This window comes from Elusimicrobium simillimum (assembly GCF_049639735.1).
GTDB lineage: Bacteria > Elusimicrobiota > Elusimicrobia > Elusimicrobiales > Elusimicrobiaceae > Elusimicrobium > Elusimicrobium simillimum.
Genome location: NZ_JBEVVA010000003.1, coordinates 1,835,639 through 1,849,249 on the forward strand (window position 1 = coordinate 1,835,639; position 13,611 = coordinate 1,849,249).

Here is a 13,611-nt window from a genome sequence, read left to right on the forward strand (position 1 = left end):
GCAATAACTTGTTGCATTAAACGTTATATTATAAGATGGAAAACATATTAATCTTTGTTGTGTTTAAATAAAGTCAGAGGAGAATTATTGTGAAAAAATATGCGATTATATTGTTGGTATTTTTTATTGCCGGGTGTGGAACCTCATGGCAAACAATGAAGGGAAACAGTGACTCTATACTTAAAGAGTGCCCTCCAAATTTCAATGTGTCCAAACTTTTTAATTCTTCAGCATTTGGCTACCCGGATGAAGCAAAAGAAATGGCAGGCGGATACCTATATACATGGAATTTGAAACGAACATTCGGTGAGACTGAGTCCACCTGCAAATTCCAAGCATTTGTTGATAATGAAGGAAATATAAAGAACTACAAAGTCCCTGCCTATGGAGAACCTGATTATAATAATGGCAAACTCTATTGCCCGTATGTTTTAGTATTCCTCTCCGGGATGTCAGGCACTGTTGATGCAGCAGGCAATACAAAGTGTTATTAAATCATTAAAAACATTATTCTTTTATCGGAGAATATTGCTGCCAGAACTACACACTACGCCATTAACCCCGCCTGTCTTAACAGACAGGCGGGGTTAACTACAAATTCAAAACACTATAACACGCTCTTCTAACTTTTCTTTTTATTCTGTTTTTTTACAAGTACGGTAATCCACAGCGCACCGGCTATGGCCATGGCCAGGCCTATGAGTTGGTAGGAATGTATTTTTTCTATACCCAGCAAAACTGAAAATATCAGCGTAATTACGGGGTAAGACAACGTGATTGCCGTTACCTTGCTTAAATCAATATTACGTATTGCCTTGTACCACAGCGGCCTGCATACGCCGTAGAATATGCCGCCTAAAAATAGCAGCGCTATCCACGCGTCTTTGGTTTGTTCAAACTTGAGCCCTGTTGTAAAATGTATATAAATTACAACCGGAAGCAAACATAAAACCCCGTAAAATGACCTTGCGGCAGAGACAAAAGAATCGTCCAAATTTTTAGGCAGTTTTTTTGCTGTAATATGCGCTATTTGAAATGTCCACGGGGTAAGCAGTACAATTAAGTCCCCCGTCCAACGCGGGGAAAACTGCTCATGCATTAGAATTACCACTACGCCCAGCACTATCAGCACGCTGCCGCCAAGCTGGCTTAAAGATGGTTTTTCCCCCAGCAGAAAATATGTCAAAACTAAAGAGTACAGCAGTTCAGACTGGTTTAATATAGCGGTATTTGTCGGCGTGGTATACTGCAAGGCCACAAACATAAGCGTAAACGGTATAGCTGTGCCAAACAGGCCCATTATAAAAAACTTGGTCCATAGTTTTTTATCAAACAACAGGCCCCACTGTTTCTTTTTAGTAAGCCACGGGGAAAAATATAACACCGAAATTATCGAAGCCAAAAACACTAAAAGCGCAGGCGTTATATACTGCCCGCCCGCCTTGCCCGCTATAGGCCAAAGCGCGGTTGCGACACAATTTATCCAAAGAGCGGCTAATGGGGACATTTACTTTTACCTCTGATTATTTTATTATACGTGATACATAATTATATCATCTACAAAGTTCTCTGTCCGCATGCCACGTTAGGCTTTTGCAGTTTCCCCTCTGTTTTAGCAAATCTAATATTTGATATACTTTCTTTATGTTAAATAGAAAAGGGTTTACGCTTATTGAACTGCTTGTAGTTGTACTTATTATAGGCATACTGGCGGCTATCGCGCTGCCGCAATATACCAAAGCGGTGGAACGCAGCCGCGCCGCGCAGTTGCAAATACTCGTCAAAAACATTACCGACGCGCAAAAAAGATACTATTTAGCAAACAGCGTTTACGCAACCTCTTTTGAGGAGCTGGACCTGGAGCTGGCTTCTTTAAGAAAACCAGCCAAATCAGTATGCAACTTTGGCGTGCCGGGTAAAGACGCTGTAAGAGAATACGGCAATTTTGAAATAATTTTAAACCAGGTTACCGCAGGCACAAATATATCCGTGGCGGGGCTGACAACCACGGGCAGTTATAAATGCTCTGGCTTCGCTTACGCCTTAGCGCATGCCCAAATGCCGTTAGATACATTATTATGCTCAGAGTCCGCCGCCAGCGCCGCAAAAGGAAAATACTGCAAACTGCAAGGGTATAATACAATTGCCTACAAATCCCAGTGGGACGACAGATACTATTCCAAATAACCAATACCCCCGCTTTTTGCCGCTACAGGCATTAAGAAATTTAAAATTGCCAACCCAATTACAGGAGACCGCATGAAAAAATTTTTGTTATTTTTAACATTAGCAATGCTCCCCTTTACCCTAAACGCCAATACACAAGATAAGCTGACCTCCGCCATTACGGCGGGTAGTTTAGATGGGGTAAAACAAGCATTAGCGCAAGGCGCCGCGCTTAACACAGCCGACACGCAAGAAAATCTCCCGCTAACATTAGCTGCGTTTGAGGGTAAAGAAGACATTGTAAAGTATTTGGCGGAGCTTGGCGCAAATATTAATATAAAACATACTAACGACATGACGCCGCTTATGTACGCCGCGCACGAGGGGCACCTGGGTATAGTAAAGTATCTTGTAAAAAACGGCGCGGATATTAACGCGCAGTCCTCACCAAACAAAGAACGCGCCTGGGTTTACGCCGCGCTAAACAACAAAACAAAAACAACAAAATATTTAGTTAACAAAGGTTCTTTGCTGGATTATGAGGACAAAGATAAGCTGACTATACTTCAAAGCGTTGTATCTCAAGGCAATTTAAATTTATATAAATTTCTTTATAAAAATTTAAATTTTAAACCTGGTAAAGAAGAAATACAAAAGCTGTTTCAATATTCCGTTATGAATGGCAACTTATCCGCCATGCGTTATTTTATAAAACAAGGCGCGGATGTTAACGGCATAGCCGCCGCCCGCCGCCCGCTGGAAAGCGCGGCACTGGCAAACAACCCAAATATTGAAACGCTAAAATATCTTTTAAGCAAAGGCGCCGACCCCAAATTAAAAACCAGAATTAATGACATCCCCCTAGCCGCCTACGGCCCCAGATATGTTTATAATAACGGCGAAAACATAAAACTTACCGTGGGTGACATGGCGTTTATGGTGTCGCAGGCAAGAGACCTTGAGGATATTGTTCATTATTTAATTTCCCAAAATATAGTCGCCCCGCATGAACTGCTGCTTGAAAACGCTGTACTCAGCGGCAATTTAGACATGGTTAAATATTTTTATGATTATACCGGCGGCGATGAGGCCTCCGTCCACTCCGCCGTACGCGGCGCGGTCAAAACCGGCAACCTGGAAATATTAAAATATTTATTTAAAGAAACAATGTCCGCCGATACCGCCAAGCTATACGCGCAGGAATTTTTGGGTGCGACATACCTGGCCGATAATCCTGCCATGATTGAACTTTTACTAAATACGGCAGAGCTGCCGCTTAGCCACAGGTATGATTCACAGGGTTATACACTTCTAATGATAGCCGCCTACTACAATAACCCGCAAACATTAACCTATTTACTGGACAAAGGCGCTAACATAGAGCAACGCGCCTACCACGAGGAAACCCCCTTAATAATGGCCGCCTTCAGGGGCAATAACGATATTGTAAAAATACTATTGGCACGCAGCGCTAAAATAGAAGCCAAGACGGATAATAATATCACCCCGCTTCTTACCGCGTCTTTAAACGGGCATTTTGAAGTGGTAAAGACTTTGGTGGAAAATGGCGCCGACATAAACGCCCGCTCCCGCATAAACGGCACCCCCGTTATGCTTGCCGCTGTGGGCGGCCACTTGGACATTGTTAAATATCTGGTTAAGCATAAAGCAAACATAAAAGCAAAAGATGAGGACGGCAAAACTGCCCTAGACTGGGCCAGGCAAAACAAACACAAAGAAGTTGCCGCCTATTTAAGCAAAATTAAATAAATGAATAAAAACAAAACAATCCTTTACACTTTGCTACTTACACCGCCTTTTACAGGCCTGGCCGTTGAGGCGGCTTTTATACTAAACAAAGGCCTTTGGGCGGCAAGCTTACCATTGTTCATGCTTAATATTTTTATAATTTTTTTACTCTGGCTGGCCGCGATAATAACAGGTATGCTTATACATATGGACACACACCGCCGCCCGGGCAAAATATGGCAGGGTAAAGAGTTTATCATGTCGGCGGCGCTATCTCTGTGCCTGGCCGCAATTATAATATATGCCTTCCACCCTCATTTTACCCTCTATGTCACCCCGTAATTTTTATAAAAAGATATAATATAAGTAAGAGGAACTTATGATAATAGACGAATCTTATCTTACAGGACTACTTACCAAAACCAAGCAGCCCTCACAGACAGAACTTGAAACAATTTTAAACAAAGCCAAAGAACTTAAAGGCCTTAACGAGGCCGACGTCGCCGCTCTCCTGCAGGTAGAAGACGAGGCGCAGCTTAAACAACTTTTTGCCGCCGCCGCGGTAGCAAAGCAGGCAATATACGGCAACCGCATGGTACTGTTCGCGCCGCTGTACGTGTCTAACCTATGCTCTAACGAGTGCCTGTACTGCGCCTTTAGAGTTTCCAACAAAGGCCTGGCCCGCCGCGCGTTATCACAGGCTGAAATAGAACAAGAAGTTATAGAACTTTTAAAACAAGGCCACAAAAGGGTGCTGCTTGTGGCCGGCGAGGCATACCCCAACGGCGGCCTGCAGTATATTTTTGACGCCATAGACACCGTTTACAAAACCCGCTGGAACGGCCAAAATGTAAGACGTGTTAACGTAAACATAGCCCCGTTGACTGAAGACGAATTTAAAGCATTAGCCAAACATAATATAGGTACGTTTCAGTTATTCCAGGAAACATACCACAAACCCACTTACGAAACCTTGCACGTAGCCGGCCAGAAAAAGGACTTCCAGTTCCGCCTGGACGCTATGGACCGCGCTTTAGCCAGCGGCATACACGACGTAGGCATAGGCATACTATTTGGCCTGTATGATTATAAATTTGAAGTGCTTGCCATGCTCCGCCATATTACCCACCTTGAGCAAAAATACGGCATAGGCCCGCACACAATATCGGTACCGCGCATAGAACCGGCCGACGGGTCCGAGTTAAGCGTCGCGCCTCCGCATCAGCTTTCTGACAACGACTTTAAAAAGGTTATCGCCATACTGCGCCTGGCAGTGCCTTACACAGGCATAATTTTAAGCACACGCGAAAACGCGGAAATGCGCAGCGCCGCTATGGAAATGGGCGTATCGCAAATGTCCGCAGGGTCCAAAACAAACCCCGGCGGCTATGAAGAGGGCAGCGCGGGCGCGCAGTTTTCGCTGGGCGACCATAGAACGCTTGAGCAGGTTATTGCAGACATTGTGGCGCACAGCCATATACCGTCATTTTGCACGGGCTGTTACCGCTTGGGCAGAGTGGGCAAAGACTTTATGGATTTAGCCAAACCAGGTTTGATAAAACATAACTGTCTGCCAAACGCACTGTTAACTTTTGCCGAATATTTGCACGACTTTGCCTCCAAAGATTTACAGGAAAAGGGCTTTGCGCTTATTAACAAAACATTAGAGACTGAGTTTAAAGACAGCAAGTTTTTGGACCAGGTTAAAAAACATCTTGAAGATATAAAAAACGGTAAAAGAGATATTTATGTTTGATTCATCCAAGCAAGCTCTTATAGACGCGTTAAGCACGCGTCACGGCAAGGCGCACCAGCTTTGGCAGCGCGCGTACAACGCCAGAAAAGAGTTTAGCGGAGACAAAATATATTTACGCGGTCTTGTGGAATTTTCAAACATCTGCGCCAAAGACTGCTACTACTGCGGCATACGTAAATCCAACACTCTTGTACAACGCTACAAACTTGAACGTGAACAAGTACTGGCTGCGGCGGCCGAGGCCGACAGGCGCAAACTTGGCTCAATCACGCTTCAGTCCGGCGAGGTTTGCTCCGGCGAAATTACGGATTTTGTAGAAGACATTATAAAAACCATTAAAAAAGACTTTCCTGATTTACGCGTAGTACTTTCCTGCGGGGAGCAAAGTAAAGAAACTTACAAAACCTGGCTGAAAGCCGGCGCCAACCGCTACCTTTTAAAAATAGAAACCTCTAACCAGCACCTTTACGCCAAATTGCACCCGGACGATAACAACCACAGCTTAAAACACCGCATAAACTGCTTGCACACTCTTGGCGAGTTGGGCTACCAGCTGGGCTCGGGCATTATGGTGGGGCTGCCGTGGCAAACGTCCGCAATTATAGCGGAAGATATTTTATTTTTTAAAAACATTAATATAGACATGTGCGGTATAGGCCCGTTTGTTGAACACGCAGAGACCCCCCTTTATAATAATAAAGAAGAACTGCTGTCCTATGATGAACGCCTGGTGTTAACGCTAAATACCATTGCCTGCATACGCTTAAGCATGCCGGATGTTAACATAGCGGCCGCAACATCGCTGGACGCGCTTAACCCAAAAGGCAAAGAACTTGCGGTAAGCGCCGGCGCAAATGTTATTATGATAAACCTTACCCCCGGCGAAGAGCGCCCCAACTACGCGCTGTACCAGCGCCCGCAGGAAAGTTTAGACAAAGATATTTTATCAGAGCTGCAAAAGTATGGCGAGACCATAGCCTACGGCCAAGGCGGCGATTCCAAACACTTCCAAAACAAACAGAAGTAATTTTAGGTATTTAACTACGTTTTATTTAAAGCAGAAAAAGGTCGCCCAACCGGACGGCCGTATTAATAAGTTAAATTTTCCCAATAAAAAAAGGGGCCCCGAAGATTTGAGTGGATTTTTGATTTTTCCCGGTTTCGGGCACACTTGTGCGCAGCGAGCTACGCGAGTGAAGTGTGTGTCCAAACCGGGAAAAATCAAAAATCCGCCAAAGATTTGGGGATAAAAAAAGAGAGCCAAATGGCTCTCTTTTTTTAATAGGTGCTGGTTCTTTTCCACTCTTCTTCTTCCTCAGTCCATCCGGAAAGTATATTTTGCGGCGGACGCATGAGAATGGCGCTGCAAGTGGCGCTGATGGAACCGTCGGGCAGCACAACTTCGCCTTCAACTATAGCCTTAGATTTACCGGTTTTTTTCACGCGGCCAACAATTTTTATTTTGGTATTAGTCGGGGTAACTTTTTTATAAATTACTTCAAGCTTTAAGGTTACCATCAAGGCGTCGTGCCCGTTGTCCATAAGTATGGCACGGCCGGAAGTTTCGTCCAGCAGCGCGGCCACTATGCCGCCGTGTACTATGCCGGGGTAAGAGCGGTAGTCTTCCGATATCTCCGTCTCACACACTACAGTTTTATTTTCTTTGTCTTCCACCCAGTGCACGTGCATACCGCGCGGGTTATCTTTGCCGCATAAAAAGCAGCCAAGCGATGTAGGTTGTCTTACCATAACTCCTCCAATCAAAGTATTTAATGATATTGTAGAATTTTATTATGGCAAATGAACAGGAATTTAAATGGGCGGCTGACGGCCCGCAGGATTTTAAACTTTTTTTAAGCGAAGTAAAAACGCTTGCGCGGGTTTGTGCGCCGGCAAAGCAAAACATACGCGACGTTTACTATGATTCTGACGATAAATACTATTCAAAAAACAAAATATCCTGCCGCATCAGACGGCAGGACGGCGCCTACACCTTAACATTAAAAGGCATGAGTAAAATTGTTAACGGCCTTGCCGTGCGAAGCGAAAAAAATATTACGCTAAAATCCCAAAATTTAAAAACCGCGTGCGCGGAAGCAAAAAAATATTTGCCATCAAAAAATATTCAAAAAATATTTTCAATTAACAACAAAAGAACCGTTTACATTATTAAAAATAAAATTGAAGCGGAACTTTGTTTTGATAATTTTTTTATCACAGCGGGCGCAAAAAAATTACACAGATACGAAATTGAGCTGGAACTGAAAAAAGGAAATACGCAAAATTTAAAAACTTTTGCAACAGTAATTTCGCAAAAAACAAAACTTAATTTTGCCACAGTGTCTAAGGTTGCCGGCGCGTTGCGCTTACTCAAATCCTCGTCGTAAAAAACACAAAAACTGTTTTTCAGAAGGGAAAGTTTTGACAACCCGGTAAGTTTTACCAATACAAAACGCAAATAAATTTGTTGCAATTTGAATATTTTTGTTGTATTATTTTTGTGAGGTTAAAACTAATATCTTATAGGAGATAAACCATGGCTGTTAAAAAAGTTGCAAAGAAAGCGGCTGCTAAAAAGCCCGCAAAAAAAGTAGCCAAAAAAGTAGTAGCTAAAAAAGCTGCTCCTAAAAAAGTTGCTGCTAAAAAACCCGTTGCTAAAAAAGCTGCGGCAAAAAAAGCTGTAAAAAAAGTTGCTAAAAAAACCGTAAAAAAAGCCGCTCCTAAAAAAGCCGCAAAAAAACCGGTTAAAAAAGTAGCCAAAAAAACAGCAAAAAAGAAATAAGTTTTTAAATAAGTGAAACCCCGGCCCAGCCGGGGTTTTTTGATTTGCAAAATTCCGCCAAAAGCCGACGAAATTCCATTGCGCTAATTGAAACTCAAGCGAACACGGAGAGCGACTGGCCGGGACGCGAAGCGAAAAAAGCCGTTCTCCACCCCCAAACCACCCTGTCTATAGCGCCCCATAAAAAGTATAATGATTATTATGACAATATTCTCACGCCTTTTCAGGATGTTTCTGTTTGTGGTATTTGTCCCGCTTATACCTGTAAGCATGCTTGTGTTCTACTACCAGGGCTACGCCAAAAATAACATTTTAGAAACCCACGACAATTTGGCAAAAATGGCCGCCTCCGCCACGCAGCAGCATATAGACAATATTACCTGGCGCCTTATTTTCGCGGACTCTCTTGAAGCCGCCCTTAAAAACAAAAAAAATGTTGAGAGAGAGTTAGACTCCGCCCTCGCCGTCAACCCGGATTTTATTATGCTTGCCGTACTTGATAAGGACGGTAAAGAACTTTACAAAGCCGGCCCAAAAAATATTTTAGACCGCCTTGGCTATATTGACCTGTCACAAGATACCTCGCTAGAGGACATACGCCACGCGGGTAAGCTCAACCTTAGCAGTTTTGACGTGCACCTCGGCCTGCCTATATCAGAAATGCTTTACCCGCTTAAAGACGGCAACTTCCTTTTTGGCGTGGTAAGCTTTTACAAATTTTGGGGCCGCCTGGAAAGCCAGACAATCGGCGGTACTGGCCGCATTTACCTGGTGGCGGAAAGCGGCGACATTTTTATATCTGACCGCAAGCCCGAGCAAATAATTTCGCAGTACTACCTTAACTCGGCTATATTAAGCGGCCAGCATTTACAAAAAGACCTTAAAGGTTACAACAAAATCAAATATATAGGCGCAATAGAGCCTTTGCCGATAAACGACGCTTACGTAGCCGTACTGCAGCAGAAAAACGAAGCCTACGCCTCCTTAGACGCAATTACGGCGTTCTTAATTTTCTTTATACTGGCCATAGCGGTGCTGTCATATTTTGCCGCGTACTCCTTTGCGGGCAGCATAGCTAACCCGATAGCGTCACTCATAGCGGGCGCTAAAAGAATATCCAAAGGCAGCCTGGAAACACCTGTTGAAAAAGATGATGACTGGCGGGAGTTTAACGGGCTTATAGATTCGTTTAATTCCATGATGGCCAGCCTTAAAGACTACCGTGACCTGCAAATAAAACAGCAGGTAAGCGAAATGAAAGAATTTGTGTTTAAGGCAGTGGCGCATGACCTGCGCGCGCCCGTGCTGGGCATGCAGGGCTATGTTGACCTGCTGGCCAGCGGCAAATTCAGCAAAGAAGAAGAAAAAGAATATATAGACACGCTAAAACTGTCTGTAAACAACCTTTCGGGTATGCTTGAGGATATTTTGGACGCCTCTAAGCTGGAAGCGGGTATGCTGCGCCCGGACAAAAAACTTTTTGACGCAAAAGCCATGTTTACCAAAACGGCGGACTTGCTGCGCCCGACAGCTGAAAAAAAGAACATTACCATAACGCTAAACCTGCTTAGCGACAAACAAATTTTAGGCGATGAAACGCAGCTTAGCCGCGTTGTAACCAACCTGCTGTCTAACAGCATAAAGTTTATGGACAAAGGCGCTATAATGCTGACGTATAAGACAGACGATAAAAACGCCTATGTTGAAGTGGTGGACGCCGGCCCCGGCATAAAAGAGGCCGAGCTTGAAGCAATTTTTGACAAGTACCACAAAACAACAGATTCTGAAATAAAAGGCTACGGCCTGGGCCTTACGATATCAAGGCAGATAGTTAACGCGCACGGCGGCGCTATTAAGGCCGCTAACGCGGCGGCGGGTAAGGGCGCCGTGATAAGTTTTACATTACCTCTTAAATAAGGTGAGATTATGATAGTATTTTGGCGTTTAATTTTGGCTATGATGCTGACGGACTTTGTGCTGCAGCCAAACAAATTTTACCAGTGGAAGGCGGACTCGCACAAAGGCCGCGCGGCGCATGTGCTTGTGTTTGTATTACTGGCGCTTGCCTTAACCTGGCAATATTTGGGCTTAACCTGGTTCAGCCTTGCGGGGATATCCATAAAAGGGTACGCCGCTATTACGGTAATTACACTGTTGCATTACATCATAGATAAAATGTTTGAAAAAAATGTTTTACACGCGGTAAGATTAACCAGATTTCAAAAACTTGTGTTGCACCACCTGCTTATGCTGTTAACTGTTTTTGTCTTTTCACCCGATGTTGATTTAACGGAAGGGTGGAATTTATTTCCGGAAAGGTGGGTAAGCTTTCTTGTGGGATTAATAGCGGTTACCAGAATGATGACGCTGGCTATATTTGCCTATGAAATAGACAAAAATTTATTGGACCTTACGGCGCCTAACGAAACATACATAACCACTCTACAGCGCGCGGTGCTTTATATGCTATGTCTGATACCCGGCAGTTTGTGGCTGTTGTTTGTGCCGGCGTGGTTTTTAATGTCAATATACGCCAGCAAAAAGCGTATTTTGGACCTTTCACCTTTTAACTTATACGTAGGTTCCGCCTTTGCGGTGCTTATAGGGGTAATTGCCAGGGCGGCTATTTATATATGGAATTAAGAGATAAACTTATACACGAAGTAAAATTCGCTTTTTTAGATACTGAAACCACCGGCCTTTCCCCACAGCAAGGCGCAAGACTATGCGAAGTGGCCGTTGTTACCAACGGCGCTATGATAGCCAAGAGTGAATATTCCACAATTATAAACCCGGGCTGCCTTATTCCGGCCGAGGCCAGCGCCATACACGGCATAACCAACGCCATGGCGGCGGAAGCGCCGTATTTTATAGACATCGCCCCGCAGCTTATCAGCATACTTGAAGACAGCGTGATAGTGTGCCATAACGCTGATTTTGATATACCTTTTTTAGCGTACGAGCTTGGCCTGTGCGGCTTAAGGCTGCCGCGCGCGGTTGTGCTGGACACGCTTAAATTCGCCAGAAAAAACGGCACGTTTAAAAAAAATAATCTTGGTAATATAGTGACCGAGCTTGGCCTAAGCAATGAAGGCTGGCACAGAGCTATGGCAGACGTTAAAATGACAGAGAAAGTGTTCTACCACTTTTTAGCCAAGTTTAAAGAGCACGGCGCCAAAACCATTGCGGACCTGGAAGAATTTCAAACCCGCAAAATTTGCGGTGTAAAACAAATTTAACATTATAGTAAGCAACCTAAGGAGACACAGACATATGAAAAAAGTAGTTCTTATAGTACGCGACGGCTGGGGCCGCAGAGAGCAGTGCAGCCACAACGCAGTTAAACTAGCCAAAACACCCAACGTAACCAAATATCTTAACGATTACCCAAGCACCTTTATAGAAGCCTCCGGCGAAATGGTAGGCTTACCTGCCGGATATATGGGCTCGTCCGAAGTTGGCCATCTTAACCTTGGCGCGGGCAGAATAGTAGTGCAGGAACTCAAGAGACTTAGAGACACTATTGAAGACGGCTCGCTTTTTAATTCAAAACCTTTTAAAGACGCTATTGATAACTGCGTAAATAATGGCACCGCATTACATATAATGGGCCTTGTACAGGATGAGGGCGTGCACGCGCACCAAGACCATATGTACTCAATTATAGAACACGCCGCTAAAAAAGGCGTTAAACAAATTTACCTGCACTTTTTTGCTGACGGCCGCGACACCCCGCCCAGGAGCGCCATTGGCTTTGTACGCCAAATGGAAGCCAAAATGAAAGAATACGGCGCGGGCCGCATAGCTACAGTATCAGGCCGTTACTACAACATGGACAGGAGCGAGGACTGGGCGCTTGTTAATAAAGCGTACGACCTTATCGTATCCGCCAAAGGCGAAAAAACCGCCGCCACGGCTGAAGAAGCCGTGCAGTCCGCTTACGACACAGGCAAAACGCCCGACGGTTCGGATATGACGGACGAATATATACCTACAACCGTTATTGGTGATTACAAAGGCGTAAACGACGGCGACAGCGTGATATTCGCTAACTTCCGCCAAGACAGAGCTATAGAACTTACCCGCGCTTTTATTGACCCGCAGTATCCAGGCAAAAGAGAAAGATTTGCCAAAGTTATTTTCTGCGGGCTTACCAAATATTACGACGCTTTTGAGTTTAACGCTTTGCCATCTATGACAGACGGCGACGGCATGAACAACCTGCTTGGCGAGGTGCTTGGCGCAAAAGGCTTAAAGCAGCTTAGAATAGCTGAAACACAAAAGTTTAAACACGTAACCTCGTTTTTCAACGGTAAGCTTATCAAACCGTTCCCCGGTGAAGACAGAGAAGAAATTAAAGGCCGCTTTGACCCCGCTACATTTGCAGAACACCCGGAAATGGAAGCCTATATTGTGGCAGACAAAACCGTAGCGCACATTAACAGCGGCAAATATGATTTTATTTTAATTAACTTTGCCAACTGCGACATGGTGGGCCACACAGGTAATATGCAGTCCGTAATCAAAGCGGTGGAAGTCACCGATGAATGCACGGGTAAAGTAGTAGACGCCGCTTTAGCCAATGACTACACCGTCCTAATCACCGCAGACCACGGCAACGCAGAAATGATGTGGGACGAAAAAACGGATATGCCCAAAACAGCGCATACCTGCAACTTAGTAGAGCTTATCTACGTAGCCAAAGACACCAAAGGCGTTACGCTGGAAGCCACCGGCTGCCTGGGTGACGTAGCGCCTACAATACTTGAGATTATGGGCGTAGAAAAACCTAAAGAAATGACAAGACATTCTTTAATAGGCAAATAACAAATAATACCGCGCCCGCAAAGGCGCGGATTTTTACCCACGGAACAATATGTACATAAAAGTAAAAGTACACGCTGATTCTAAGCAAAATAAACTTGTTAAAAAAAGCGAAGACGCCTACGAGGTATGGGTAAAAGCCCCGGCGGAGCGCGGCCTTGCTAACGACGCCGTACGTGAAATTATTTCCCGTGAAATAAACATAGAAGCCAAACGTCTGCGCCTGATAAAAGGCGCCACCTCCCCCGCCAAAATATTTGAGTATTGATTTATCAATAAACTGAATATTTAGACACAAAAAAGCCCGCCAAAATTTGGCGGGCTTTTTTTATTT

At 44.4% G+C, this 13,611-nt stretch carries 15 protein-coding genes; 12 read left to right on the forward strand and 3 right to left on the reverse strand.

The genetic code is table 11. The features are described 5' to 3' along the window. Positions 1 to 89 precede the first annotated feature (89 nt). Positions 90 to 494: a hypothetical protein gene (locus AAIR98_RS09335; RefSeq protein ID WP_423971924.1), complete on the forward strand. Its 405-nt coding sequence runs from the start codon at positions 90 to 92 to the stop codon at positions 492 to 494. 128 nt (positions 495 to 622) lie between these two features. Here AAIR98_RS09335 and AAIR98_RS09340 read toward each other — a convergent pair whose 3' ends face one another. After that, complete coding sequence (locus AAIR98_RS09340; protein ID WP_423971925.1) at positions 623 to 1,507, reverse strand: DMT family transporter; 885 nt, start codon at positions 1,505 to 1,507, stop codon at positions 623 to 625. Positions 1,508 to 1,644: 137 nt separating this feature from the next. Between AAIR98_RS09340 and AAIR98_RS09345 the strand changes: the two genes are divergently transcribed. The 5 genes from AAIR98_RS09345 to hydE all read left to right on the forward strand — a co-directional run bounded on the left by AAIR98_RS09345 (position 1,645) and on the right by hydE (position 6,698). Next, the gene (locus AAIR98_RS09345) at positions 1,645 to 2,187 is read left to right on the forward strand and encodes a type IV pilin protein (RefSeq protein ID WP_423971926.1); all 543 of its coding nucleotides are present in this window, start codon (positions 1,645 to 1,647) and stop codon (positions 2,185 to 2,187) included. A gap of 72 nt (positions 2,188 to 2,259) precedes the next feature. Beyond that, positions 2,260 to 3,936, forward strand: a complete 1,677-nt coding sequence (locus tag AAIR98_RS09350) for an ankyrin repeat domain-containing protein (protein ID WP_423971927.1) — start codon at positions 2,260 to 2,262, stop codon at positions 3,934 to 3,936. Continuing rightward, positions 3,937 to 4,257: a hypothetical protein gene (locus tag AAIR98_RS09355; protein ID WP_423971928.1), complete on the forward strand. Its 321-nt coding sequence runs from the start codon at positions 3,937 to 3,939 to the stop codon at positions 4,255 to 4,257. It begins immediately after the preceding gene. Positions 4,258 to 4,294: 37 nt separating this feature from the next. Further along, complete coding sequence (gene hydG / locus AAIR98_RS09360) at positions 4,295 to 5,671, forward strand: [FeFe] hydrogenase H-cluster radical SAM maturase HydG (RefSeq protein ID WP_423971929.1); 1,377 nt, start codon at positions 4,295 to 4,297, stop codon at positions 5,669 to 5,671. Then, a complete protein-coding gene (hydE, locus tag AAIR98_RS09365; protein ID WP_423971930.1) occupies positions 5,664 to 6,698 on the forward strand; it encodes a [FeFe] hydrogenase H-cluster radical SAM maturase HydE in 1,035 nt (344 codons plus the stop codon). Before hydG ends, hydE begins: the two co-directional genes overlap by 8 nt. Positions 6,699 to 6,949: 251 nt before the next feature. Here hydE and AAIR98_RS09370 read toward each other — a convergent pair whose 3' ends face one another. Next, on the reverse strand, positions 6,950 to 7,420 hold the full coding sequence (locus AAIR98_RS09370; RefSeq protein WP_423971931.1) for a PaaI family thioesterase: 471 nt from the start codon (positions 7,418 to 7,420) through the stop codon (positions 6,950 to 6,952). Positions 7,421 to 7,464: 44 nt separating this feature from the next. Here AAIR98_RS09370 and AAIR98_RS09375 point away from each other — a divergent pair, with 44 nt between their 5' ends. After that, a complete protein-coding gene (locus AAIR98_RS09375; RefSeq protein WP_423971932.1) occupies positions 7,465 to 8,058 on the forward strand; it encodes a CYTH domain-containing protein in 594 nt (197 codons plus the stop codon). Between the two features lie 133 nt (positions 8,059 to 8,191). Here the strand turns inward: AAIR98_RS09375 and AAIR98_RS09380 are convergent, their stop codons facing one another. After that, the gene (locus AAIR98_RS09380; protein WP_423971933.1) at positions 8,192 to 8,503 is read right to left on the reverse strand and encodes a hypothetical protein; all 312 of its coding nucleotides are present in this window, start codon (positions 8,501 to 8,503) and stop codon (positions 8,192 to 8,194) included. A 151-nt stretch (positions 8,504 to 8,654) separates the two neighbouring features. On the opposite strand from AAIR98_RS09380, the gene AAIR98_RS09385 reads away from it, so the two are divergent. Genes AAIR98_RS09385 through AAIR98_RS09405 form a run of 5 tightly spaced genes read left to right on the forward strand, consistent with a single transcriptional unit; the run spans position 8,655 to position 13,545 of the window. Further along, positions 8,655 to 10,370 (forward strand): sensor histidine kinase, encoded by a 1,716-nt coding sequence (locus AAIR98_RS09385; RefSeq protein ID WP_423971934.1) that lies wholly within the window; start codon positions 8,655 to 8,657, stop codon positions 10,368 to 10,370. A 9-nt stretch (positions 10,371 to 10,379) separates the two neighbouring features. Then, positions 10,380 to 11,096 carry a DUF3307 domain-containing protein gene (locus tag AAIR98_RS09390; protein WP_423971935.1) on the forward strand — a complete coding sequence of 239 codons (717 nt, stop codon included), beginning with the start codon at positions 10,380 to 10,382 and terminating at the stop codon, positions 11,094 to 11,096. Beyond that, positions 11,087 to 11,692: a 3'-5' exonuclease gene (locus AAIR98_RS09395; protein ID WP_423971936.1), complete on the forward strand. Its 606-nt coding sequence runs from the start codon at positions 11,087 to 11,089 to the stop codon at positions 11,690 to 11,692. The genes AAIR98_RS09390 and AAIR98_RS09395 overlap by 10 nt, the downstream gene beginning before the upstream one ends. Positions 11,693 to 11,726: 34 nt before the next feature. Then, positions 11,727 to 13,280 carry a 2,3-bisphosphoglycerate-independent phosphoglycerate mutase gene (gpmI, locus tag AAIR98_RS09400; protein WP_423971937.1) on the forward strand — a complete coding sequence of 518 codons (1,554 nt, stop codon included), beginning with the start codon at positions 11,727 to 11,729 and terminating at the stop codon, positions 13,278 to 13,280. A gap of 49 nt (positions 13,281 to 13,329) precedes the next feature. After that, positions 13,330 to 13,545: a DUF167 domain-containing protein gene (locus tag AAIR98_RS09405; protein WP_423971938.1), complete on the forward strand. Its 216-nt coding sequence runs from the start codon at positions 13,330 to 13,332 to the stop codon at positions 13,543 to 13,545. Positions 13,546 to 13,611: the final 66 nt, after the last annotated feature.